Here is a 23,474-nt window from a genome sequence, read left to right as displayed (position 1 = left end):
GGCGTACTTGCGGAGCACCGAGGCGTACTGAGGGGCTGTGGTCGAACAGCCCCTCAGCCGCTCTCAGCGATCCCTCAGCGGGCGAGGACGATCTTCGTCGTGGTGACCGGCGCGTTGTTCGGAGTCGCGGTCGCGGACTTCTTCTTGTCGGGGTTGATGGCGTACTTGAAGGTGAAGCCGACCGTGGCCTTGCCGGGCTTGCCACCGACCTGGACGTTGAAGACACAGGTGCCGGAGAGGTTGTAGGTCTTCTTCTTGGTGTGCGGGTGGGCCTTGCTGCCCACCTTGGAGTGCCACTCGTAGCCGACCGGGATGGCGGCGTGGGTGTCGTGGTACTTGCCGTTCAGCCCGGTCGCCTTGCAGTTCATCTTGCTCGTGGCGATGGCCTTCAGCTTCTTGTTGGTGATCTTGAAGGACCAGGGCATCGGGTAGTACTTGGGGTACTTGCCCGTCAGCTTGACCTGGGCGTGCAGGATGCCGGCCTTCTGCTTCGCCTTGGGCGTGCTGTAGCCCTGCTTCTTCGGCGTGAAGACGGTCGTCTCCTGCGCCGTCGCGGCCGTCGGCGCGGCCTGCGCGGCGCCGAGCGCGCCGAAGGCGAGGGTGAGGGCGGTGCCGGACACGACGGCCACGCGGCCGATCCTGTTCATTTCGTTCTGCAAGGTGTCCCCGTTTCAGAAAAGCGTGGCACCAGGCGCGTTGCCTGGTCATCACCAGACCATCAGACGAAGTGGGGCCCGTGGTAGGTCCTTTGGGACAATGCGAGTGCGAAAATCCGGAGTTAGCCTGAAGGCCGGCGTACGACTCCGGCCCGACCGTAGGGGGAACGATCAGCAGTCATCCGGTCCATGGCACCGTCCGGTCGTGGGACGACGAGTCCGGCTGGGGAGTTCTGGCCTCACCCGAGGTCCCCGGTGAGGTCTGGGCGCACTTCTCGGCCGTGTCCACCCCGGAACCGGGGGCGTTCGCGTCGCTGGAACCGGGTGAGGCGGTCCTGTTCACCTGGGAGGAGGCGGAGCAGGACGGCTACGCGTACCGGGCGAGACGGGTGCGCCGCCCGACGGACGAGACGGCCGGCCGGAACGACGCCGACCGCGAGGACGAAGATGAGGACGAAGACGAGGACGAGGAGGACGACGTGTTCGCGTTGACCGACGTCCAGATCGAGTTCGACGACGAGTGACCCGGTGCGGCCGAGCGCGGCGGCCGGGGTGAGGGGGGACGGACATGCGTGAGGCCGTGGTCACGGACGCCGGGGACCGGATCCGGTGGGTCGAGCTGCCGGGGGAGGAGCCCTGCCGCGTGTATGTGCACGGGCTCGGGGCCACGTCGTCCGCGTACTTCACGGAGGTCGCGGTCCACCCCCTCCTCGCGGGGCGCCGTTCGCTGCTGGTCGACCTGCTCGGGCACGGCATCAGCGATCGCCCGGCGGACTTCGACTACGGCCTGGAGGCCCACGCGGACGCGCTGGCCCGGGCCCTGACGGCGGCGGACGTCACCGGCGCCGAGTTGATCGCGCACAGCATGGGCGGCTCGGTGGGGATCGTGCTGGCGTCCCGGCACCCGGGACTGGTGCGGAAGCTGGTGATGATCGACTCCAACCTCGATCCCCTGGTCCCCACGCACGGGGTGGTCGGCAGCAACGGCATCGCGGCGTACTCCGAGGAGGAGTTCCTCGCGGGCGGACGCGAGGAGTTCGCGGAACTGGCCGGGGCCCAGTGGTGGGCGACGATGCGGCTCGTCGGCCCCGAGGCCCTGTACCGCAGCGCCGCCCGGCTGGCCCAGGGCACCCGCCCGACGATGCGCGAGCTGCTGCTGGACCTGAAGATCCCCCGCACCTATCTCCACCCCGAGACCGACGGCCCCGTCCCGGGCACCGACGCCCTCACCGAGGCCGGCGTGACCGTCGTCCCGATCCCGGCCTGCGGCCACAACATCATGCTCGACAACCCGGAGGCGTTCGCCCGCGCGACGGCAGCAGCCCTGGCCGACTGAGAAGCCCGCCCGCACGGAAACGTAACAGCACGCTCGTTCGAGTGAACGGCTCCGGATTCCCTGTGCGGGCTTCCGGTCTACTCTGGGAGCGTCGCGCTGAGCGAAGGAGGTCTGTCATGGCGACGGCGGAGCCGATCATCATGCCGGGGTACCAGGGCGAGTACATCAGCGGTCCTTTCGACGACCCTGACGGCGACAGCGACGTGCCTGACCACACAGGCGCGAGTGCCGAGCAGGTCTTCCAGCTCTTCAGTGCGACGGCCCCCAGGGGCTGGCGCGTAGAGCTGATCGAGGGAGAGATCTGCGTGACGCCTCCGGCCAACGGGGAGCATGAAGAAATCGTGTCGGAGCTGACGGAACAGGTCATCGACCGCCGCCGTGACCGATCCCTTCGCAACTACACCGGCATCGGGCTGGACGTACCCGGTGGCTCCATGACAGGGCACGTGGTCCCTGATCTCGCCGTCGCCCCCAAGGGCACCTTCGACGACGAGCAGGAGTGGCACGACCCCTCCGCTGTCCTTCTCGTGGCCGAGGTCACCTCGACCAGCACCGGGGACCGTGATCGCGAGACGAAGATCCTCGGCTACGCCCGCGCCGGTATCCCTGTCTACCTCCTCATCGACCGCGAGGAAGCCGAGGTCACGGTGTTCTCCGAGCCGTCCGGGGACAGGTTCGCCAAGACGGTGAAGTGCAAGCTGGGCATGGTCGTACCCCTTCCCGACCCCCTCGGCTTCGAGTTGGACACCGCCGAGTTCTGAGCCCGCGCGGGACGGCTCGCCCCGTCAGCGGGGGAACGCGTTGGCCGCCGTCATCAGGGCGGTGATCGCGAGGAGCGCGGCGGCGGCGGAGCGGGCGTGGCGGGTGAGCAGGTCTCGGATCACGGGGCCTCCCAGCGGCGGCGACGGCGACGGCGATGCGACGGTGGCTACGACGGTGACCGGGTGGCTGACTCGGTGAGTCAAGCGTGCTTAACGTGTCGCTCAACGTAAGGCTCTGGCCTGGCAACGGCAAGAGCCTGTCAGGGAGTTGGGTGAAACGGCCGGTGTAAGCCTGCTTACTGGCATGCTTACGTCATGGCAGGTATGGCCGAGCGTGACGACCCCGAGGTCATCGGGCGCAGAGTGCAGCGACTGCGGACGGAACGGGGCCTCACACAGCGGCAGTTGGCGGAACCGGCGTACACCCCGGCATATATCTCGACCCTGGAGGCCGGCCGGGTGCGGGCCTCGGAACCCGCGCTGCGGCATATCGCCGAACGGCTCGGCGTCGGCTACGAGGAACTCGCCACCGGACGACCCGCGGGCCTCGCCACCGAGCTGCGGCTCCGCCTGACCGGCGCCCAGCGCACGCTCGCCGGCGGGGCCGGCGAGGCCGCCGCCGAGGGGTTCACGGCCGTCCTCGCCGAGGCGGAGGAGTACGGCCTGGTCGCCGAAGAGGCAGACGCCCTGCTCGGCCTCGGTGAATGCGCCCTGGAGACCGGTGACCTGGAGACCGCCCAGCTGCGGTTCGAGCAGGTCGAACAGCGACTCGGCGACGCCCCCCTCCCGGCCCGCGTCCCCGCCCTGCGCGGCCGCGCGACCGCCCACTACCTCGCCGGTGAACTCCGTTACTCCTGCTACCTCTACGAGTCCACGCTCGACGAGCTGAACCGCAACGGCCTGCACGACCCCGACGCCCTGCTCCTCCTCTACACCGGCGTCATCGCCCCCTACATGGACATGGGCGCCCACGCCCGAGCCGCCCAGGCCGCCGAGCTGGCCCTCGCGCTCGCCCCGCGGTCCGCGGACCCGGCCCTGGTCGCCCGTATGCACCGCTCGGTCGCCCGGACGATGATCGCCGAGGGGCGGATCGCCGAGGCCGACGCCTCCCTCGCCAAGGCCTCCGAGCTGTACCGGCAGCTCCAGATCCGCACCGAGCTGGCCAACTGCCACTGGATGCGCGGCTACCTCCACGCCCAGAACGGCGAATACGCCCGCGCCGAGGAGGAACTGCGCGAGGCCCGCCGCATGCTCTCCGCCAAGCGTGCCGCGCTCTACACCAGCCAGGTCGCCGTCGAACTCGCCGACGTCCTGCACCGCCGGGGCAAGTCCGAGGAGGCCGCCGAGCTGCTCCGTGAGGTCCTCAGCGACCTCAGCTCCGAACGCGGCGCCCTGCACTCCGCCGCCGCGCACCGCCTCCTCGGCATCATCGCCGAGGACGCGCGCGACGCCGACGCCGCCGAGGAGCACTACGTGCGGGCGCTGAGCCTGCTGGAGCGGGCCGGTGCCGCCGGTGACCTGGCCGATCTGTGCCGGCTGCTGGGCGACCTGTACCGCCGCGGCGGCCGTGTGGAGGCCGCGCTCGACGCCTACCGCACGGGCCTCGGCCACCGTACGGCCCCCGGCACCACGACACTCGGCCCGGCCCCCGCACAGCCGCCTCTCTGACGATTCCGGTCCACCGCACGCCCCGCGGGCCCCGCGACCGGCGGCGGAGAATGCGTGCGGGAAGCGGTGTCCCCCGGTGGGCTCAGCCGAGGTCCTGCGCGGCGACCACGCCGCCGTCCCTGTCGTACACGGTGACCTTGCGGGTGATGCCCCGCAGGTGCCCGGGGTTCGAGACGCCCTCCCCGACGGTCGCGAGCAGGTACCAGCCGCCCCACTCCCTGTTGCCCGCCAGCCGGACGACCGTGCCGTCGAAGGTCCTGCCGTCGTACAGCTCGATCCGTATGCCGGCCGCCTCGGTCGAACCGCCGTAGTACACGCCGGTGAGGAACACCTTCTCGGGGCCCCGCGGAGTCTCCTGCACCGAGACACCGGGGCGGCTCCGGTCGATGTTGCCGTCGACGACACTGCTGAACTCGGGTACCTCGGAGACGCCGGGCGTGTCCCCGTACTTGCCCTCCTCGGTCAGCCAGAGCCGTGTGCCGTCGCCGATGCGCACCTTCTCGCCCGGCTCGACGACCCGCACCTGCCCGGCCAGGGGGGTGGAGAGACGTGAGGCCGGCGGCGAGGCGGACGCGCTCGGCTTCGGGCCCGGCGGGGCCATGGGCCGCACCGTGGCCGAGGAGCCGTCGGGGCGGAGGGCCAGCACCACGACCAGCGGGAGCAGCAGCAGCCCGCAGCCCGTGCTCAGCGCGGCGGCCCGGCGCCGTCGTCGACGGCTGCGGCCCTCCCGCTCGATGGCCTCCAGCGGCACGGGCGGAGGCGTGAAACCGTACGCGGCCTCGGCGAACGCCGCGCGCAACCGCCGCCCGGTGTCGCCGGTGTCGCCTGTGTCGACGACGACCGCTTCTGCCTCTGTTCCTGTTGTCGCTGTCGTGTCCGGGCCGGTCCCGGAGGTCGGGTGGTTCATGGGCGGGCTCCGGGGACGGGTGAGGGTGGCGCCGGGACGAACGGGAGGGAGGGTGCGGAGCCGTGGCCGCGGCGGTCCGCGCAGGCCGCGCCGGTGAACTCGGGGTGGGCGCGCAGGGCTTGGAGCCCTCGGCGCACATGGGTCTTGACCGTGCCGAGCGAGCAGCCCAGCAGCTGGGCGATCTCGCTCTCGCTGAGGTCCTCCCAGAAGCGGAGCACCAGCACGGACCGCTGCCGGGCCGACAGCGCGGCCAACGCCTGGGTGACGGCGGCCCGTTGGGCGATCGACTCGGCGTGCCCGGCATGCCGCTCGTGCACCCGCTCGGGCAGGAACGGGGTCAGCAGGTGCGCCACGCGTCTCTTCCGTACGCGGCTGATGTTGTTGTTCACCAGCGAGCGCCGTACGTAGAAGTCGACGTCGTCGCGCGGTATGCGCCGCCAGCGGCCGTACACCTTCGCCAGGGTGGTCTGCACGAGGTCCTCGGCCTCGTGGAAGTCGCCGGTCAGCATGTGCGCGGTGCGCACCAGACGGGGCCAGGCGGCGGTGGCGTACGCGGCGAAGTCGCCGGCCTCCGGTGCTCCGGGTTTCTCCTGCGGCACGGGCGACGGTCCTCGGGGTCGGGAACAGGAACAGGAACAGGTACGGGAACAGGTACCGGAAGTGGGGGAGCCCGGCGGTGCGGGGGCGGTCAGCCCCACCCCCGCACCGCCGTGGGCTCAGCGCAGGCGCAGCTGCGAGTAGACGCCGCCCTTGGTGTCGCGGACGGTCACCCCGCGCAGGAACTCCTGTCCGTCGTCCACCGCGGGCAGGTCGGCGACGGCGTACCAGACACCCCAGCCCGGCTTGCCGGGCAGTTCGAGCAGCTTGCCGTGGACCGTGCCGGTGCTCGTCCGGACCGCCACACGGGAGGCGGTCCCCTTGCCCCCGTAGTAGACGCCGGAGAGGTAGTAGCGGCCCTCGAAGGCGGACGCCTGGAGCGAGACTCCGGGACGGCTCCGGTCGATGTTGCCGTCGACGACGCTCCGGAACTGTTCGAAGTCGGGCAGGTCCGGCTCCATCCAGTGCTTGCCCTCCTCCGTCAGCCAGAACTCGAAGCCCGGCGCGGCGACGACGTGTTCACCGGGCTGGACGATGCGCGGAGTCGGCGCCTTCCTGGCGGCCGTCGCGGCCGCCGTGGCCTTCGCCACCGCCGCCGTGGTGCCGGCGCCGTGCGCCGCCTCCCCCCGCGAGGCGGCGTACGACGTCGTCGACGCCCCCGCCAGCAGCGTGGTCAGCGCTGCGACGGCGACGAGTGTGTGCATCCGTGCCGTGGTCATGTACGGACGACCCCCAAAAGATGTGTTGGTCCAGGTGCTTGGTCTGACACTCCTGAAACCCGTGAGGCGTACGGGACGGATGACACCGGCGGGAAACTTTTTCTCCGGCCTGTCTCAGCGGTGCGGTGTTCTCGGGGCCGCCGGGCGCGCCCGCGGTGATCAGCGAGGGCCGACGGTGAAGTGCCGGACGAGGGCCGCGCCGACCTCGACGGTGATCTTCGTGCCGGGCCGCCAGTCGCTGCGCGGGCGGAAGTCGACGCGCTGCCCGTCGGCGAGGGCCCGGTCCTCGACCCAGCCCCAGGAGCCCTCGGCGTCGACGTCCATGGTCACCTTCAACTGCCGTTCCACAGCCTCGCGTTCGGACTTCGGGACCGGGCGGGCGAAGGTGACGGAGATCGGCCTGCCGACGCCCACGGTCTGTCCCTCGGCGATGTCGACCCGCACACCGTCGAAGGCGACCCCCTCCTCTGTCCCCTGCGCGTCCGCCCGGACCTGGGCTCCCGGTATCTCGCTCGGGCCCTCGACCCGCACTCCCTCCCCGCTCCCCGCGCAGCCCGCGAGCGTGAACGCGACCACGCACGCGGCCGTCGCGGCGATCACGCGCCCCGGCCGCCGACGCGGCCGCGCCCCCGACCGGGCGCCCCGACTCCCCCAGGCCCCGCCTCCCGTGGCCCCGCTTCCCGTGGTCATGGTGTCCCCCAGTCGCTTTCGGCGATGTGTTTCGATGTGCTGCGGCGTACGGTCGTGACATGTACGCACGGCGGGGGCCACCGGGTTGCATGGCGATGCACGGGACTTCGGACAACGGCGGGGGGCATGAACGAGGAAGAGTTCGACGCGTTCTACGCCACCGCGTTCCCCCGTCTGACCGGCCAGCTCTACGCCTTCACCGGGGACCACGGCGAGGCGCAGGACGTGGTGCAGGAAGCCTTCGTACGTGCCTGGGACCGGCGGCGGGACTTCCTCGCCGAGGGAGCCCCCGAGGCGTGGATCCGGACCGTGGCGATGCGGCTCGCGGTGAGCCGGTGGCGCCGGGCGCGCCGCTGGCTGGAGCTGGTGCGCCGTGATCCGCCGCCGGAACACGCGCCGGGACCCGATCCCGAACGGGCGGTGCTGGTGCAGGCGTTGCGCAGGATCCCGGAGGCCCAGCGGATGGCAGTGGTTCTGCACCATCTGTGCGACTTGAGTGTCGAGGAGGTAGCCTCCGAGACCGGTGCCCCCGTGGGCACGGTCAAGGCCCGGCTGTCCCGTGGCCGGGCGGCGCTGGCGCGCGAACTGGCCCCCGGCAAGGGTGCGAAGGAGGACGGCCGTGTCCGATGAACTCACCCTCCGGCTGCGCGAGTTGGCCGAGTCCGCCGAGTCCCTCCCGCCCGGGTCCGGCGCCGAGGTCCGCGCCACGGCCGGACGCCGTCGCCGTCGGCGCCGTACGACCGCGGCGGTCGCGGGGGGCTGCGCGGCGGCGGGCCTGGCCGCCGTCCTCACCCTGAACACCGTCTCGCACGGCACCGAGCGGGACTCGGCCCTGGCCGCGAGCGCCCCGCCCAGTGCGACGGCCGAGGCTCCCGACGCCACGGTCGACCTCTCCCGCCGCGTCCTCACCGTCGCCGGCCGCGAGCTGCCCATCTCGGCGGGCACGGCGGAGACTCCGACCCCGACCGGCCTGATGACCGTCACCGCCAAGGCCGACGTCAAACTCGTGCCTGGGGCGACGGTCGGCTTCGACGACGAGTACGACGGGCAGCTGACGTGGGTCCTGGAACTGACCCCGGTCGGCACGGACACCACTGACACCACGGCCGCCACGGGCGGGTCGGCCCCGGCCGAGGCGACCGCCGGAACCGCTGCTACCGCCGCTACCGCCGGGACCGGCACGAACGCCGGAGCCGACGCCTTCGACCCGGCCGACCCGAGCCCCGAGACCGACCGGACCGAACCGACCGACGGGACCGGCCCCGGTGGGCGGTTCAGCGCACCTCCGACGCGGATCCCGGACGACAGCGGCGTCTGGATCGCCGCCCTCCCCCTCTACGAGAAGGCCCCCGGCACCTCCGACCTGACCTCCGGCTGGATCGGCCTGCGCACCACGGACGCCCGCTGGCTGTACGGCCGCCTGACCACGGGCGCGATCGTGGAGATCCGGGGCACCTCCCCCACCCCGCCCACCATGGCGTCCACCCCCACTCCCTCCTACACGCCCCCCGGCTGACCGGCCGGCCACCTCCCCGAGGAACCCTGCGGCTGTCCGGGCGGGACCACCTCCCCCAGAAACCCTGCCGCTGTCCGGGGGACCACCTCACCCGTACGCCCCTGTGCGCTGGTGGGCGGGCCCGAGCGGTGTTGGCGTGGGAACGGCAACGTCGTGCTCTCGGGAGGCTCCGCCATGCGTCGTCCGTACCGTGTTCTCGCCCGGGTCCTGGCCCTAGGGATGCTCGCGGGGGCGGCGGCGGCCTGCGTCGTGGACGACCCCGGGCACCCCCGCGGCTTCCCCGAGGCCGCCTCCGTCGACGAGACCACGGCCTCCGCCTCGCCCACCGCCCCGGCCGCCCCCGCACTCACCGACGCCCGCGCCCGGAGCGCCCTGCTCCGCCAGGACGACCTCGGCGACGCCTGGTCCGGCACCCAGGGCGCGGCGACCTGGCGCGACGGCCTCCTCAAGGGCCGCACCGACCGCCCCGAGTGCCAGCCGCTCCTCGACGGGATCTACGCCGAGGACGTCCTCGGTGAGCCCAGGGGCGGCACGGCCGTCACCGGCTTCGACGACTACGAGTACGGCGCCCAACTGCGCTACCAGGTCGGCGCGTACGACAAGGCCGACGTCGACGCCCGCCTCCGCCGCCTCGGCCAACTCGTGGGGGAATGCCAGGAGTTCACCATCACCGGTGTCCAGGGGCGGGAGTACGGCGCCGAGGTCGCTCCCGTCGAACTGCCCGGCAACCTCGGTGACGCCCGGCAGGGCCTGCGGCTGATCGTCAGCGGTGACCCGGAGGGCGACGAGAGCGCCCTCACCCTCGACCTCGCCACGGTACGCGTCGGCGACACCGCCGCCCTCCTCACCCACGGCGGCCTCTACGGCATCGACGACACCGCCACCACCGAGGCGGCGAAGGCCGGCATCGAACGCCTCCAGACCCTCCTGAAGGAAGAGAAGGAGAAGAAGGAGAAGAAGGAGAAGAAGCCGAAGAAGCCGAAGAAAGCGACCAAGGCCCCCGGCACGAAGGCGCCGTCCGGCGAGCGGTCCACCGACTCCGGCGAAGAGGAGGACTCCTCGGACGAGGCCCGAGCGCGGTCCTCCGCCCGCACCGCGGCCCTCGCCGCCTCCGCTACTCCTCCTCCAGCATCGGCGTGACCACGCTCCGCACGTCCTCCTCCGTCACCGTGCTCTGCACGGCCCCGGCGATCCGGCCCGCGCGGTCGACGAAGAGGGTGAAGGGCAGGATCTGCGGGTTCACCAGTCCGTTCGGCAGCTTCAGGAACTGCTTGCCGCCGGGGTCGTACAGGCTCGGGTAGGACAGGCCGAGGTCCCGCTCGAAGGCGAGCGCGTTCGGTCGCGACGCGTCGGTGCTGATGCCCAGCACCTGGACGTCCCGCCCCTTCAACTCCCGGTGCGCACGGTCCAGATCGGGCGACTCGACGCGACAGGGGCCGCATGTGGAGGCCCAGGCGTTCACGACGACGACCTGGCCGCGGTAGTCGGAGAGCCGGACGGATCCGCCGTCGACGGTGCCGCCGACGAAGTCGGGCGCGGCGGGCCGCTCACCGACCGGGATGCTCTTGAACACTCCACCCCCGTCGGCCTGTTCCACATCGGCAGGCAACGGCTTCGGCGTGGCACAGCCCGTCATCGCGAGCCCGGCCACCACCGCGCACAGGGCCGCACGGGGGTTCGTCTTCATCGCCGTACAGCTTAGGCAACTCCCCGGGGGATCCTGCCGATCGGCCTCGTCGGGACGGCTGGGACACTGCTGTGGTCAGCGGTTGACCGCCGGTGACGTACGGGGATGCGAGGAGCGCAGATGATCACGCCTTGGCGCAGAGCGGTCGAGTACGCGGCCGTGGTGACCCTTCCCTCATGGCTGTGGGGGGTGGCCGTGCTGAGCATCGGGGCCGGAGGGGACTCGTGGGCCGTCGTCGGCGGCGCGGGACTGCTCTTCCCGCTGGTGGCGGTGGCCGTGCTGACGGTCCTCCGCAAGGTGCTCCCCGCGCTGTCGCGCTGGCGCACCGCGACCATCGACACCTCGGTGTACGCGGTGCTGTATCTGCTGTCGCTGGTGGCGAACGGCCTGTGGGCGGGCGAGGGGCCGGGCGACGCGGTCGACTGGGCCTTCGTGCTGATGACCGTCGCCCTGCTGGACCTGCAGTTCCTGATGGCTCTGGGGCTGTCCGCCTGGCGCTACGACCGTCTCGTCCCGACGGCCCCCTCGGGCCGGCTGAGCGGTGGCCCCCGCGTGGTCTGAGGCGGGGTCTCGGCCTCACGGCGGCCGCTTCGGATCCCGTCAGCGCGGGGTGGCGTCGGCTGTGGAGACGCACGCGTCGTCCGGCGCCCGCTCGATCGGCCGCACCACGTCGCTGAGGTCGACCAGGACGCCGTCGATCGCCGTGATCCGGTCGTCGACGAAGGCCTGTACGGCGGGGTCACGGCCGTAGGTGATGAGGATGCGGTAGCCGGAGCCGGTGGAGCGGTCCTCCCGGAACACCCAGTCGACGCCGTCGACCTCGACGCACGGGTCGACGGTCTCGTCCGGCGGTTCCAGGCCGCAGCGCAGCACCACGCTGCCGTTGCCCCAGGAGGTGACGCCGGTGACGGAGACGGGGTCGCGGGACTCGCCCGCGATGCGGTCGGGGTAGCGGTCGGCGATCCGGGCGCAGGCCGGGTCCGCGGCGCGGGCGGCCGGCCGGAGGTCCAGGGCGGGCGAGGAGACCTCGCGGGCCACGAGCGGTACGGCGACCGCCACCGCGCCCAGAGCCGTCCCGATCGCGATCCGGGCCCGCCGCGAAGGGCGTCTCATGCGTCAACTCCCGCCGTACGTCGTGGTGATGGCGAAGGAGGGGCCCGCTGTCGGGGCCCCTCCGCTCAGACCGACATGTTCGCATTCACCCCGTAGGCCGCCGGAGTCGTCCGGGTTGTCCCTGTCGCCGAAGTGGTGCGGAAGTGATGTCGATGGGTGGTCGGCGGATGGTTGGGGCCGCGCTTCAGCGAATGGTCAAAATTTCCACAAGTGAACGCCAAAACGCGGCTGTGGATCAGACGGCGGACGCCCCGACGAGCCGGGACAGGGGAGCGGCGGAACCGCACGCGCACCGTGGATCGGCGCACAGCAGTTCATGGGCGAGGACGGAGAGCACCGCGGCCTGCAGCCGTGTCTGCTGCTCCAGTTTCTCCACTATGCGCGCGACATGTGCCTTCACCGTGCGCTCGGCGATGCCGAGCTCCCTGGCCAACTGCCGGTTGCCCAGGCCCGTTCCCAGCAGAAGCAGGACTTCCTTCTCCCGTTCGGTCAGTGTCTTGAGCCTGCTGATGTCGCGAACCGGATCGGCCCCCGTGCGCCGGTAGGCGCAGGCCGTGTCTCCTACGTCAGACCTCTTGGTCATTGGTCGGCCCTTCCCGATGCCGCTTTCCCGACAGAGCCCCGTGCCCCGGGTGCGGCGGCGATCTCCCCCCAACTTAGCGTCCGCTACTGACAAGAAGCACCCCCGTAATGACACGGGCACGTCACAGACGACCATCCCCGGAGGTCACTGCACCAAAGGACAATTTCGGCCGGGCCGGGCTCTCCCTAGGCTCGTCGACGCGCACCTACGGACACATCGATCACAGGGGGAACACTGTGCACAGCATCACCGCACGTCGTCTGACCACCGTCGCCGTCGCCGGGGCGACGGCCCTGGCGGTCCTGGCCCCGGCCGCGTCCGCGGACGAGGCCGTCGCGAAGCTTCCGGCGAAGCTGACGGTCAAGAGCTACACGGCCTACCTCAAGGCGCAGAAGACGCCGGAGGCCAAGCGGACGCTTCGGAGCTTCTCGGCGCTGCCGGCGGCCAAGCAGTCGAGGTTCGTCGGACACCTGCAGAACGGCAAGATCTACGCGTCGCTGTTCCGCCAGCTCAAGGGCGACCTCAACCGTCCGCTGAAGACGGTGACCCCGTACAACAGTGACGTGAAGTTCGTCCACGAGGTCGCGCCGAGGAAGAGCAAGGGTGCCGTCTCCGTCGCCTACACCGCGACCGAGACCATCTTCGGCATCCCGGTCACCAGCGAGAAGCTGACCCTGCACTACAAGATCGCGGGCGGCAAGGTGCAGCGCGGCGCCCGCGCCGTGGCCGGCGTGACCAACGTCAACGCCGCCGTCGCCATCAAGGGCGGCGCGGTCAAGGTCGCCGTCAAGGGCATCGCCCGCGCCGACGTCACCTGGAAGGCCACCCCGAGGGTCCAGTCCGTGGGCAAGCCCGTCCTCAAGGACCAGGCGGTCACGGGCCACGTCAACACCTGGACCGCCTCGCTCATCCACGGCTGACCGGCGGGCCCATCGAGCGCCAGGTCCCCGGCTTGGCGCCCCAGACGTAGACGGCGTCGTCCTCGTGCATGACGCGCCACAGGCGCTCGGCGTCGGCGTAGCGGAGGTTCACGCAGCCGTGCGAGCCGCCGCGGAAGAGGTCGTCGAGGACGCCGTGGAAGGCCTGCCCGTCGTCGAAGAACTGGGCGAAGGGCATCGGCGCGTTGTCGTACAGGTCCGAGAAATGGTCGCGGTCCTTCCAGTAGACCGTGTGCCAGCCGGTACGGGTCTCCTCGCCGTCCCTGCCGGTACGCGCCGGCACCGGCGCGTAGATCACCTGCTTGCCCTGCTGCACCCACACCAGCTGACGGTCGAGGTCCACGCACGTCACCTGGTACGTCCGCACCGGGCACTTCCCGGCCGCGTTGGGGTTGGCGCGGGCCTGCACCACCAGCATCGTGCGGTAGGTGGCGAGGCCCGCGTAGCCGTCGGCCGGCTTCACGCCCGTGCGCTGCTGGAAGGCGCGGATCGCCACGCAGTCGGCGGTGGACTGCCGGCCGTCCTCCGGGAGCTTGAGATGGCGCTCCAGGTCCCACTGGTAGGGGCCGGTCCGCGCCGCGCACTCCGGCGCGGGCGCCGACGCGACGGCGGGTGCTGTCGCGTCGGCGGGTGCCGCCGTCCACCCCACCAGGGCGGACGACAGCACCGCGACCACACGTATCCGGCTCTTCTGTGTCCTGCGGGCCTTCCGTGTCCTTCGTCCCGTCAACGCGGCCTCCGGGTCTCGCTCAGTCGCCGAACCCCCTCCCAGAGATACGGCATCCGGCCCGCCCCGGAGACGTCCTGCTGGGCCGAACGGGCACCGGCGTCAGCACTTCTTGCCCTTGCAGGCCTCGCCCCGCGTGTTGAACAGCTTCACCAACAGCCCGTTCCCCTCGGAGGCGTTCCTCGGGGTGAGGACGTACGGCCCGGTGACCGGTCGCCTCGGCTTGAGGTAGCCCTCGGGGACGTCCGTCTCCACCAGGAAGTACGTACCCGGCAGGAGCGAGCCGAAGGAGCAGCGGCCGGCGCGGGAGGTGGCGCAGTCGTTGACGAACCGGTCCTTGCCCAGGCCGTGACGCTGGAGGCCGCGGACCCGGTTGGTGTCCTGCCACAGTTCGAACACCGCGCCGGGCAACGGCTTGCCGCTCTTCCTGTCGAGCTTCACGAGCGTCAGCCGCACCGACCGGGTGAGACCGGCGTCGACCGTGTGGTTCACATGGCCGGCGTCTCCGACGCGGACCGTGGTCCGACCGTAGGCGTCGACGTCGGAGTCGATCGCGCGGTTCGAACCGGCGCCCCGGGCCGTCCACTTGAGCGAGGCGCGGCTCGGCCGGCCCGGCAGCGCGCCGGTGTCCACGCCGCCGTGGTCGAAGGTGACCCGGTAGGTGGTGTTCGGCCGCAGCCCGCCCTGGTGCTGGCTGCCGACGTAGTACTCGCCGTTGCCGTCGGTGTACGTGACGAGGTCCGGGCCGGACGACGACGTCGGGTGGAGCGTCACCTTCACGCCCTTGACCGGCGGCTCGGACGGGTCCTGGACGCCGTCGCCGTCGGTGTCGAACCAGACGCGGTTGCCGACCTGGACGGGCGCCCGGTCGCAGATCAGCTCCAGGTCGGCGAGCCCGTTGCCCTCGCCGAACAGCATGGCCCGCTGCGCGGCGTCCGCGCTCCAGGTCCGCTGCACCAGGAGGTTGCCCTCGGTCCTGCCCCTGGTGGCGTTCCAGCGGCGTACGCCCTGCTCCCAGGAGTGCTCGTCGAACGGGGCGTGGACCGTGCTCCACAGCTTGTTCCGGTACGGCTGGAGGGCCGTGCCGCCCTGGGTGACCTGGTCCTCGTGGGCGTCCGGGAGCTTCGTCGAGTCGGCGTAGAACTCGCCGTGGCCCGGCCCCTCGTCGTTGTTGGGCAGCGCGCCGTAGAGCGCGTCGCACCGGGCGTTGTTCTCCAGCGTGTACGTCGTACGGGACGCGCACACCCGCAGTACGTCACCGGCGGCGACGGCCCGGACCTTGGCGGCGTCGCGGGGGGCGTTGAAGGGGTACGTCGCCGTGCCCTGCATGTCGGCGAACCGGTCGCGGAAGCCGAGGATCAGGTCGCCGTCGTCCGCGATCTCGATGTTGGACAGGATCGGCTGCGGCGCGGAGACGAAGGAGAGCCGGCCGGGAGTGGGAACGCGCTGGTTCCACGCCTCCCACATGGCGCTCAGCGGGCTGCCGACGGTGGAGGGCTTGGCACAGCGGGGAGCGGTCGCGGGCGGCCCGGTGAACCGGTAGGCGCAGCCGCGCGGGTAGTTCATCGCCGTGCTGAACAGCGGGCGGAACGAACCCCGGGTGAACTCGTAGACGTGCGAGGTGACCTGTGAGGGGTCGCCCCACGGGACGCTCCTGGTGACGGTGTTCTCCGCGCCGCACACCCCGCCGACGAGCACCCGGCCGCCGCGCACCCCGATGCCGTACGGGTGCCAGTGGCCGGCGCACTCCTCCGGCCGGGGGATGACGTGCGAGCGGTAGGTGCCCGGGTAGACGCCGTCGCCGGTGCCGCGGATCGGCACGGAGTACAGGCGGGAGTCGTTGAGGCTGACCGCGTAGAGGGTCTTGCCGTCTCCGGAGACGTCGACATCCCCGATGCCCTCCCGGCCGACCCTGCTGTACACCGGGTTGTCGCGCAGCCAGTCCTCGGCCTCGTCGTGCTCGGTCAGCAGGCCCGGCAGGGTGACGAAGGTGCTCACCCCGGAGGCGCTGTTGCGGCGGTAGATCGTGTTGGTCGCGCCCGCCGGGCCGTAGCCGGCGTGCCGCTTGACCAGCGTGCCCAGGTAGGTGTTGCCGGTCCGGTCGTTGCCGATGCCGAACACGGTCCCCTGCTGCTGGTTGTTGGTCAGCCGGGTGACCGTGCCGCCGGGGTGGGTGTCGGAGAAGTTCCCCCCGAACCGCACCAGGCCCTTGTGGGTGTCGGGCGCGTCGCCCTTCGTCAGGTTGCAGGTCACCAGGTCGGGGTTCTCCTGGCAGTAGAGCCCCGGCTCCCAGAAGCCGGTCGTGTACGTCACGTCGCGGCCGCCGGAGACGTTCACGAAACCGACGCTGCTGCGCATGACCCCCGGTCCGTCGCCGAGGCCCGCGACCGCCGGCTGGAGGGTGCGGGAGTCGGGGTTGTAGGCCTGGACGCGGTACCTGCCGCCGCGCAGCCGGGAGGCCGACGGCTGGAACCAGGCGATGCCGTACGCGTTGGTGGTGCGGGTCTCGACGGTGCCGTGGTCGTCGGTGAGCGTGACCCGCACACCGGCCCGGCCCTTCTCCAGACCGTGGTCGTACGCCCCGTCGGCGTCCACCTCGTCGACGACCCGTACGGTCACGGAGCCGTCGCCGGGGGCCCTGCCGTCCGCGGTGCCGGTGCCGCCGGGGGCGGCAGGGGCCGCCTCACCGGCCAGTCCGACCACCAGCGCCGCCGTGACGGCCAGGGCCAGACCCACGCCCCCCGGTGTTCTTCGCTTCACCACGTCCCTCTTCTCCCTGATGTCTGCCGAGGCGACGGAGCCCGGTGCCCGAAGCCGACCCCTGCATTCATATGAAGTGCCAACCACCACTAATCAGGCTGAACGGGGCACGGGAGGGGGGAGGGGCTGCCGGGCGGCATGCCGGAAATGTGGAGATTCGGGGGAGGTGAAGGGGTGGGGAGGGGCCGAGGAGGAGCCGAGAGGACAGAACGACCGAGGTGCCCCCACCCCACGCTCCACCCGAACGGCCCCCGGAAGAGGTCCCCACATGGCGTACGACCGCGATTACGGGTAGACCACCGTGGCTGCGCCGTCCTGCTGGTGGTCTGCCGGCCGCCGGGCCGGCGCTTCGCGGCGCGGGGGCGTGCCGCCGTCCAGAGCGGCCGCATCGTTCGACTCGCCGCGCTGCGGCCCGCCGACGTGCTGACCTGCCGCGTGGCTGCCTGGCCGGCCCGGTGGACCGGTGACATGGCGTGCCGCCGCGCCGGTCGGCTGTCTTTCTGTCGTGCCGTCGCGCCGGTGTTCCGCCGTGCAGCTGACGTGTGGACTCGCCGGCCCGCCCGCGCGCACCGCCGACCGAGCGACCCCTCGGCGCCCCACGGCCCCCGGCGGTCTCCCTGCTCCCCGGCGGTTCGGAACTCGGCGGTCAGCCGGGCCGGTCTGTTGTCGTCGGCTCTTGAGGTGTCGGGTCCGTCAGGGGCTGTTCCGCCCAGATGACCTTGCCCTCCGGGAGGAAGCGGGTGCCCCAGCGTTGGGTGAACTGGGAGATGAGGAACAGGCCGCGGCCGCCCTCGTCGGTGGTGCGCGGGTGGCGCAGGTGGGGCGCGGTGGCGCCGCCGTCGAACACCTCGCAGATCAGGGTGCGTTCGAGCACCAGCCGCAGCCGGATGGGCCCGGCGGCGTGCCGGATCGCGTTGGTGACCAGCTCGCTGACGATCAGTTCGGTCGTGAACGCCAACTCGTCCAGCCCCCACGCCCCGAGCTGCCGCGTGGTGGTCTTGCGGGCCTCCGCGACCAGCGCCGGGTCCGCCGGCAGCTCCCAGGACGCCACCCGGTGCGCGGGCAGGCGCCGGGTGCGGGCCAGCAGAAGGGCGACGTCGTCGGTGGGGCGGGCCGGCGCGAGGGAGTCCAGCACCCGCTGGGCGTGCCGTTCGAGGGAGGGCTCGGGCCGGGCCAGGGCACGGCACAGCACCTCCCGCGAGGCCCCGGCGAGCAGCCCGTCGGTGTGCAGGGCGATCACCGTGCCCTCGGGAAGGTCCAGCTCCAGCGCCTCGAACGGCTGCTGGCCGACACCGAGCGCGGGCCCCTCGGGCAGCCCGGGGAAGGTGACCCTGCCGTCCGGGTCGACCAGCGCCGGGGCGAACGGCCCCGCCGCGGCCATGGCGCACCGGCCCGACACCGGGTCGTGGACCACGTACAGACAGCGCGCCCCGACCGTCTGCCCGCTGCCCCCGCCCGGCTCGGCACCCTCCTGCCGCGCCGACTTCGCCACCATGTCGTCGAGGTGGGCCAGCACCTCGTCCGGCGGCAGGTCGAGGTCGGCGAGGGTGCGTACGGCCGTACGGAGGCGGCCCATGGCGGCGGCGCCGTCGATACCGTGCCCGGCGACCTCGCCGACGACGAGCGCGACACGGGCGCCGGAGAGCGGGATGACGTCGTACCAGTCGCCGCCGAGACCGGTCAGTTCGTCGGCGGGCCGGTAGCGGACGGCGACCTCGGCCGCGTCCTGCTCGGGCAGCCGGCGCGGCAGCAGGCTGCGCTGGAGGACGAGGGCGGCGTCGCGCTCGCGCGTGTACCGGCGGGCGTTGTCGACGCAGACGGCGGCCCGGCCGACCAGTTCCTCGGCGAGGCCGAGGTCGACCGCGTCGAAGGGGTCCAGCCGGTCGCGGCGGAAGAACGTGGTGATGCCGAGCGTGATACCGCGCGCCCGCACCGGCACGATCATCACACTGTGCAGTCCGAGCGCCTCCGCGGGCACCGTCCGCCCGCCCGGGACCGCACTCGCCCACTCCGCCGACAGGGGGTCCAGCCGCGGCTCGGACCACGAACGGCCGTCGACCAGCGCCCGCACGGGGGGCGATCCGGCCGTGTACGCGGCGACCGCGCCGACCTCCAGGACCGCCTCCGGCACCCCGTCGTGCACGGACTGCTGGGCGACCCGCCGCAGCGGGACGGAACCGTCGCCGAGGGGACCCGGCTCGGCGCCGCGCAGCACCGAGTCCAGCAGGTCCACGGTCACGAAGTCGGCAAGCGCCGGTACGACCACATCCGCCAGCTCCTGCGCGGTCCGCCGTACGTCGAGGGTGCGGCCGATGTGCTCACCGGCGCGGTCCAGCAGGGCGAGCCGGGTGCGGGCGCGGTGCCGCTCCGACACGTCGACCACCGTGTAGTACACGCCGATGGGCCGCCCGTGGTCGTCCTCCAGCCGGGTGAACGACATCGCGTGCGCGGTCTCGCGGTACGGCGCGGAGCGCACCCGGCCCACGTGCTCGTAGTCCAGCACCGGGACGCCCGTCTCCAGCACCTTCCGCATCTGCGCCTCGATGCGCTCGGCGTCCAGCCCGGGCTGCACCTCCGCGAGCCGCAGCCCCACCCTCTCGTGCGCCCGGCCGCCGCCGAACCGCTCCAACGCCGCGTTCGACCACACGAACCGCAGCTCCGTGTCCACGATCGCGATCCCGACCGGCGACCACGTGGTCATCCGCTCCAGCACGGTCCGACTCATGTCCCAGCCGGGCGCTCGCGTGGCATCGGACACGAGAGCGACCCAGTGGGCGGGCCTGAGGGGGGCGGCGGGGGGAGGGGGCGCGGACGGCGAGGGGCGTACGGGGGAGGACGGGGAGGGAGAGAAGGGCAGACGGGCGGAGGGGGACGCGGCAGGAGGCGGGGAGCCGGCGGCCGGGGCCGCCTGCCGGGCCGTGGGACCACCGGAGTGCTGGGCGGCCGGCCGGACGCGCCCGGCGTACCCCGCGGGTGACGCGGGGGGCTGAGGGGCTCCCTGCGCCACCGGTGCCGCGGTCCGTGGCGGCGCGGTCCGTGGCGGCGCGGTCCGTGGCGGCGCGGGCTTGGGCGGGCCCCCGGCGTCGCCGGCGGCCGACCGGCCATGGCCCTCCCGAACGGGTACGCGCCCGCCCGCCGCTCCGCTTCCCGCCTCACCCGGCGCGGCGGGCGGTGCCTCGCGGGTGGGGACGACGCGGACCATCACCTTGAGGGGGTGGCCGTCGCGGTGGCGGGCGGTGAGGATGCCGGACCAGCCGCCGAGGGCGCGATGGGTCTCGGCCAGTGCGCCGATGCGTTCGCCGTCCTCGTCGACCAGGAGCGTACGGACGCTGCGGCCCAGGATCTCGGCCGCCGGATACCCGAACAGCAGCTCGGCGTCCCGGGTCCAACTCGTCACGAACCCGTCCGCGTCGATCAGCAACGGCGCGGCGTCGGCCACGTCGAAGCGCTGACGGGAAACGGCACTGTCCCTGTCGGTCCCCACGGCGACCCTCTCTGTCGCTGAGACGCCCTCAGGCCCCATTATTCACCTTGTGTGATCGCAGGCAGGCCAACTTGTGACGGCGCACACGCAGGACCGCACGCCATGGCGCACGGACCGGCACGCACCAGACCCCTCACGGCTCCGCCGAGCCCCCACCAGGCACCCGACCGCCCCCGCCGAGCCCGCCAGGACCGTTCACGATCGGGCGGGATACGGCGCGATAGGGACGAAGCCGCCCACACGACCGGCCCCCAGCCACCCACACGCCCGTACCGGCTCCCGCCCTCCGATGCAGCCATACGCCGGTAACGCGCCCCCGTACGCCCCCCGAGCCCCCACGTACAGAATCGACCGCCCCCTCCGCGAGAGGGGTGCGGAGGGAGCGGTCGACAGCCGGTTCAGGCCCATCCCACGCCGGGCAGCCGAGCGGCGGGTCGCGATCGGCCGGCGCGGATCGGCCGTCCGGCGTTCAGCAGTCGCGGAACTCCGGCGACTGGTTCAGGATCTGGGACCGCAGCGACGTGAAGCGGGTGTACGTCTCGCCGCCCCGTGCCTCCGGCGGGAAGACCGCCACCCGGTGGCAGTTCTGGAAGGCGAGCGCCACCCCGAAGTGCCGCTCCAGGCTCCCCCGGATCGCGTCGCTGGACAGCGCCCGCAGCAGCTGGCCCCGCTCCTTCTCCGAGGGCGGCGGAGTCTGGTTGTCGGCGAAGGGTGCGGTCCCCGCCCGCAGTTCACCGGCGAGCGAGGCGATGAGCTCGTAGGCGTACGGCAGCGACGTACGCACCGTTTCCACGAACTCCTCCTCCCGCACCTCGCCCTTCTCGGCATCGGCGAGCAGCTGCGGGGAGACGTCGAGCGACATGGATGGTCCTGTTCTGATCAGAGGGGGACTAGGGAGCTATGGAGGGGGCGGTGGCCCCGGCGGCAAGCGCCTGAGGTCCGTGGCGGAACCCGGGGTCCACCTGGGCGGCCAGGTCGTGCCCGGTGGCGTCGTTGGCCCAGGCGGCGGCGTTGCGGAGGTGGAACTCGACGGCGTGGCGCTGGAACGTGGCCCAGTCCTTGGTGCGGGCGTCGACGGCGTCCTTCAGCTGGGTCAGCGCGTGCAGGTTGTGCGCCTCCAACTCGCCCTGCGGCCGCCCCTGTTCCTGCGCGCGGACGTACGACGACTGCACGCAGTACGCCAACAGGTCGTCGCCGACGTACTCCTTGAGGAAGAGCAGGTCGTCCTCGCCGGAGACCTTGTTGCCGACCACCGCGATCGGGATGCCGAACTCGGCGGCGTGCTCCCGGTACTGGCGGTAGACGGAGACGCTCTTCCGGGTCGGTTCCGCGACCAGGAAGGTCATGTCGAACCGGGTGAAGAGCCCGGAGGCGAAGGCGTCGGCGCCGGCGGTCATGTCGACGACGACGTACTCGCCGGGCCCGTCGACGAGATGGTTGAGGTACAGCTCCACCGCGCCGAGCTTGGAGTGGTAGCAGGCGACCCCGAGGTCGCTCTCGTCGAACGCGCCGGTGACCATGAGCGGCACGTCGCCCACGCGCTCGACGTGCCGGGAGTGCAGGTCGTCGTCGCCGAGGAGCCGCAGCAGGCGGGACCCGCGGCCCGGCGGGGTCGTCTTGACCATCGCCTCCCGCGAGACGATCCGCGGGTTGGTGCCGCGCAGCAGGTCCTTGATCTCGCCGGTGCGCGAACTCAGCGGCGGGGCACCGAAGTCCGCGTGCTCGTCGAGGCCGAGCGCGTGCGCGAGGTGCTGGTTGATGTCACCGTCGATCGCCACGAGGGGCGCGCCGGTCCGGGCGAGGTGCCGGGCGAAGAGCGCGGAGAGCGTCGTCTTGCCGCTGCCGCCCTTGCCTACGAAGGCCACACGCATGGACCGTCACCCCGCTCGCCCTCGGCGGCACCCTTGACGCCGATAATGAAAATGGATGTCATGAACGTAGATTCCGGAGCGGCGGGCGGCTTGTCAAATCCGTCCTCTATCAACTCCTCTGGGCAAAGAGGTGAGTTGGTGAACCCTTTGCGGTGGAGGTCTGCTCTTGGTGTGCTCGTGAGGACCGCATGGTCTCCCGATGGCCGCTCGATGGTTCCCCGGAGGGACTGATTCCCTTTGTGTCCCATATGTGCCCCGCACGTGGGGCACTTGTGTCTGACGGCCCGTCCGGCGCCCGCGCCGACCGGCGTTTCCCGAGGTTGACAGCCCCTACCCCTTGGTAAACGATGTCCCCACCCTGTGGCTCAAGTGACCCCTGAGCCCGGTGTTTTCTTCGACCACTCACCCCCGGCGCGGCTACCGGCAGCCCTGTGCTGTCGTGCCGCCGCCGCGCCCGGGGTCTCGTACGTACGACGTTCCGAGTTCGAGAATGGGATCTGCATGTCCATAGCGAGACGTGTCATCGTGAGCCGCCTGGTGGGGACGGGCATCGCCGCTCTTGCGCTGAGCGCGGCGGTCTCCGGCCCGGCGTTCGCCCATGACACACCCGGCGGCGGCGACGGCTGGGGCAAGAAGAGCTATGCCCCCGGCCAGGGCGCGGGCACGGCCACCGAGACCGACCGCTGCGAGTTCTCGCTGGACGGCGTGACGTTCGCCGACTGGGTCAAGCTCGACGACCAGAACCTCAAGCCCAGCGACGACGGCAAGGTCCACATCAAGGTCCGCGCCGCCTCCGACGCCACGACCTGCACGGTCTCCCTGGCCTCCTACCTCGCCCACGGCCCGACCTTCGCCACCTCCGGCGAGCAGGTCTTCGTCGACTTCGACACGGTCACGGTCAAGAAGGGCGCGACGGACTCCCTCGACATCGCCGTCCCCGACGCGGGCTGCTACGCCCAGATCGACCTCTACCGGGGCGCCGTGAAGTTCGACGGCAAGCTCGACGCGAAGGACGGCTTCGAGCACGGCGACGTCCCCAAGGGCCCGGACCGCCCGGTCATCAAGGACAAGCTGATCGCGGCCTGGAACGGCGGCACGAAGGACTGCACGACGGAGCAGCCGCCGGCCGAGGAGCAGCCGCCCGCGGAGGAGAAGCCCCCGGCGGACGAGAAGCCCCCGGCCGACGAGAAGCCCCCGGCCGACGAGAACCCGCCCGCCGACGACACCCCGAAGACCGAGTCGTCCCCCTCCCCGTCCCCCTCGGACTCCACCCCGGTCGCCCCGTCCCCCAACGGCGGTGAGCCCGGCGACCTCGCCGAGACGGGCGGCGGCAACGCCATCCCGATCGCCATCGGCGCGGCGGGCCTGGTGGCGGCGGGCGGCGCGATCTTCATCGTGACCCGCCGCAGGGGCACGGGCGGCACGGGCGCGTGACGGCCCCATAGCTCTTCGTCCCACCGG

23 protein-coding genes are annotated in these 23,474 nt (G+C 72.2%); 10 read left to right on the top strand and 13 right to left on the bottom strand.

What is annotated here, in order from left to right; translation table 11 throughout:
* Window positions 1-74: 74 nt before the first annotated feature.
* Window positions 75-629 carry a hypothetical protein gene (locus tag ACZ52C_RS10985; protein ID WP_469074423.1) on the bottom strand — a complete coding sequence of 185 codons (555 nt, stop codon included), beginning with the start codon at window positions 627-629 and terminating at the stop codon, window positions 75-77.
* A gap of 308 nt (window positions 630-937) precedes the next feature.
* Between ACZ52C_RS10985 and ACZ52C_RS10980 the strand changes: the two genes are divergently transcribed.
* The 4 genes from ACZ52C_RS10980 to ACZ52C_RS10965 all read left to right on the top strand — a co-directional run bounded on the left by ACZ52C_RS10980 (window position 938) and on the right by ACZ52C_RS10965 (window position 4,421).
* A complete protein-coding gene (locus ACZ52C_RS10980; protein WP_469074422.1) occupies window positions 938-1,180 on the top strand; it encodes a hypothetical protein in 243 nt (80 codons plus the stop codon).
* A 44-nt stretch (window positions 1,181-1,224) separates the two neighbouring features.
* Complete coding sequence (locus ACZ52C_RS10975) at window positions 1,225-1,992, top strand: alpha/beta fold hydrolase (RefSeq protein ID WP_469074421.1); 768 nt, start codon at window positions 1,225-1,227, stop codon at window positions 1,990-1,992.
* A 116-nt stretch (window positions 1,993-2,108) separates the two neighbouring features.
* The gene (locus ACZ52C_RS10970) at window positions 2,109-2,753 is read left to right on the top strand and encodes a Uma2 family endonuclease (protein WP_469074420.1); all 645 of its coding nucleotides are present in this window, start codon (window positions 2,109-2,111) and stop codon (window positions 2,751-2,753) included.
* Between the two features lie 324 nt (window positions 2,754-3,077).
* On the top strand, window positions 3,078-4,421 hold the full coding sequence (locus ACZ52C_RS10965) for a helix-turn-helix domain-containing protein (protein ID WP_469074791.1): 1,344 nt from the start codon (window positions 3,078-3,080) through the stop codon (window positions 4,419-4,421).
* Window positions 4,422-4,503: 82 nt separating this feature from the next.
* On the opposite strand, the gene ACZ52C_RS10960 is transcribed toward ACZ52C_RS10965, so the two are convergent.
* The 4 genes from ACZ52C_RS10960 to ACZ52C_RS10945 all read right to left on the bottom strand — a co-directional run bounded on the left by ACZ52C_RS10960 (window position 4,504) and on the right by ACZ52C_RS10945 (window position 7,244).
* Window positions 4,504-5,328: a hypothetical protein gene (locus ACZ52C_RS10960; protein ID WP_469074419.1), complete on the bottom strand. Its 825-nt coding sequence runs from the start codon at window positions 5,326-5,328 to the stop codon at window positions 4,504-4,506.
* Window positions 5,325-5,927: a SigE family RNA polymerase sigma factor gene (locus tag ACZ52C_RS10955; RefSeq protein WP_469074418.1), complete on the bottom strand. Its 603-nt coding sequence runs from the start codon at window positions 5,925-5,927 to the stop codon at window positions 5,325-5,327. Before ACZ52C_RS10955 ends, ACZ52C_RS10960 begins: the two co-directional genes overlap by 4 nt.
* 117 nt (window positions 5,928-6,044) lie before the next feature.
* Entirely contained in the window at window positions 6,045-6,644 is a 600-nt protein-coding gene (locus ACZ52C_RS10950) for a hypothetical protein (RefSeq protein WP_469074417.1), read from the bottom strand.
* A gap of 159 nt (window positions 6,645-6,803) precedes the next feature.
* On the bottom strand, window positions 6,804-7,244 hold the full coding sequence (locus ACZ52C_RS10945) for an Ig-like domain-containing protein (protein WP_469074416.1): 441 nt from the start codon (window positions 7,242-7,244) through the stop codon (window positions 6,804-6,806).
* A 216-nt stretch (window positions 7,245-7,460) separates the two neighbouring features.
* Here ACZ52C_RS10945 and ACZ52C_RS10940 point away from each other — a divergent pair, with 216 nt between their 5' ends.
* The 3 genes from ACZ52C_RS10940 to ACZ52C_RS10930 all read left to right on the top strand — a co-directional run bounded on the left by ACZ52C_RS10940 (window position 7,461) and on the right by ACZ52C_RS10930 (window position 9,990).
* Window positions 7,461-7,964: a SigE family RNA polymerase sigma factor gene (locus tag ACZ52C_RS10940; protein ID WP_469074415.1), complete on the top strand. Its 504-nt coding sequence runs from the start codon at window positions 7,461-7,463 to the stop codon at window positions 7,962-7,964.
* A complete protein-coding gene (locus ACZ52C_RS10935; protein WP_469074414.1) occupies window positions 7,954-8,850 on the top strand; it encodes a L,D-transpeptidase family protein in 897 nt (298 codons plus the stop codon). Before ACZ52C_RS10940 ends, ACZ52C_RS10935 begins: the two co-directional genes overlap by 11 nt.
* A gap of 174 nt (window positions 8,851-9,024) precedes the next feature.
* On the top strand, window positions 9,025-9,990 hold the full coding sequence (locus ACZ52C_RS10930; RefSeq protein WP_469074413.1) for a hypothetical protein: 966 nt from the start codon (window positions 9,025-9,027) through the stop codon (window positions 9,988-9,990).
* On the opposite strand, the gene ACZ52C_RS10925 is transcribed toward ACZ52C_RS10930, so the two are convergent.
* Window positions 9,965-10,537, bottom strand: a complete 573-nt coding sequence (locus ACZ52C_RS10925; protein WP_469074412.1) for a TlpA family protein disulfide reductase — start codon at window positions 10,535-10,537, stop codon at window positions 9,965-9,967. The two genes, ACZ52C_RS10930 and ACZ52C_RS10925, sit on opposite strands and share 26 nt — an antisense overlap.
* A gap of 120 nt (window positions 10,538-10,657) precedes the next feature.
* On the opposite strand from ACZ52C_RS10925, the gene ACZ52C_RS10920 reads away from it, so the two are divergent.
* Window positions 10,658-11,098 carry a hypothetical protein gene (locus tag ACZ52C_RS10920; protein WP_469074411.1) on the top strand — a complete coding sequence of 147 codons (441 nt, stop codon included), beginning with the start codon at window positions 10,658-10,660 and terminating at the stop codon, window positions 11,096-11,098.
* Window positions 11,099-11,137: 39 nt separating this feature from the next.
* Here the strand turns inward: ACZ52C_RS10920 and ACZ52C_RS10915 are convergent, their stop codons facing one another.
* On the bottom strand, window positions 11,138-11,650 hold the full coding sequence (locus ACZ52C_RS10915; protein ID WP_469074410.1) for a DUF3515 family protein: 513 nt from the start codon (window positions 11,648-11,650) through the stop codon (window positions 11,138-11,140).
* Window positions 11,651-11,885: 235 nt separating this feature from the next.
* Window positions 11,886-12,233 carry a LuxR C-terminal-related transcriptional regulator gene (locus ACZ52C_RS10910; protein WP_045558625.1) on the bottom strand — a complete coding sequence of 116 codons (348 nt, stop codon included), beginning with the start codon at window positions 12,231-12,233 and terminating at the stop codon, window positions 11,886-11,888.
* A 236-nt stretch (window positions 12,234-12,469) separates the two neighbouring features.
* Between ACZ52C_RS10910 and ACZ52C_RS10905 the strand changes: the two genes are divergently transcribed.
* Window positions 12,470-13,153, top strand: a complete 684-nt coding sequence (locus tag ACZ52C_RS10905; protein WP_469074409.1) for a hypothetical protein — start codon at window positions 12,470-12,472, stop codon at window positions 13,151-13,153.
* Here ACZ52C_RS10905 and ACZ52C_RS10900 read toward each other — a convergent pair.
* The 5 genes from ACZ52C_RS10900 to ACZ52C_RS10880 all read right to left on the bottom strand — a co-directional run bounded on the left by ACZ52C_RS10900 (window position 13,140) and on the right by ACZ52C_RS10880 (window position 22,013).
* Complete coding sequence (locus ACZ52C_RS10900; protein ID WP_469074408.1) at window positions 13,140-13,847, bottom strand: L,D-transpeptidase; 708 nt, start codon at window positions 13,845-13,847, stop codon at window positions 13,140-13,142. The two genes, ACZ52C_RS10905 and ACZ52C_RS10900, sit on opposite strands and share 14 nt — an antisense overlap.
* Before the next feature lie 153 nt (window positions 13,848-14,000).
* Window positions 14,001-16,661, bottom strand: a complete 2,661-nt coding sequence (locus tag ACZ52C_RS10895; protein ID WP_469074407.1) for an SdrD B-like domain-containing protein — start codon at window positions 16,659-16,661, stop codon at window positions 14,001-14,003.
* A gap of 643 nt (window positions 16,662-17,304) precedes the next feature.
* Window positions 17,305-20,142 (bottom strand): SpoIIE family protein phosphatase, encoded by a 2,838-nt coding sequence (locus tag ACZ52C_RS10890; RefSeq protein ID WP_469074406.1) that lies wholly within the window; start codon window positions 20,140-20,142, stop codon window positions 17,305-17,307.
* 469 nt (window positions 20,143-20,611) lie between these two features.
* Window positions 20,612-21,004: an SCO5389 family protein gene (locus ACZ52C_RS10885; protein WP_469074405.1), complete on the bottom strand. Its 393-nt coding sequence runs from the start codon at window positions 21,002-21,004 to the stop codon at window positions 20,612-20,614.
* A 28-nt stretch (window positions 21,005-21,032) separates the two neighbouring features.
* Window positions 21,033-22,013: an ATP-binding protein gene (locus tag ACZ52C_RS10880; RefSeq protein WP_469074404.1), complete on the bottom strand. Its 981-nt coding sequence runs from the start codon at window positions 22,011-22,013 to the stop codon at window positions 21,033-21,035.
* A 501-nt stretch (window positions 22,014-22,514) separates the two neighbouring features.
* Between ACZ52C_RS10880 and ACZ52C_RS10875 the strand changes: the two genes are divergently transcribed.
* Window positions 22,515-23,447: an LAETG motif-containing sortase-dependent surface protein gene (locus ACZ52C_RS10875; protein ID WP_469074403.1), complete on the top strand. Its 933-nt coding sequence runs from the start codon at window positions 22,515-22,517 to the stop codon at window positions 23,445-23,447.
* Window positions 23,448-23,474: the final 27 nt, after the last annotated feature.

The sequence above is a fragment of the Streptomyces sp. NPDC034049 genome (assembly GCF_055575575.1).
The sequence above is the reverse complement of the archived record's forward strand: the minus strand, read 5'-3'. Positions and strand labels throughout refer to the sequence as shown.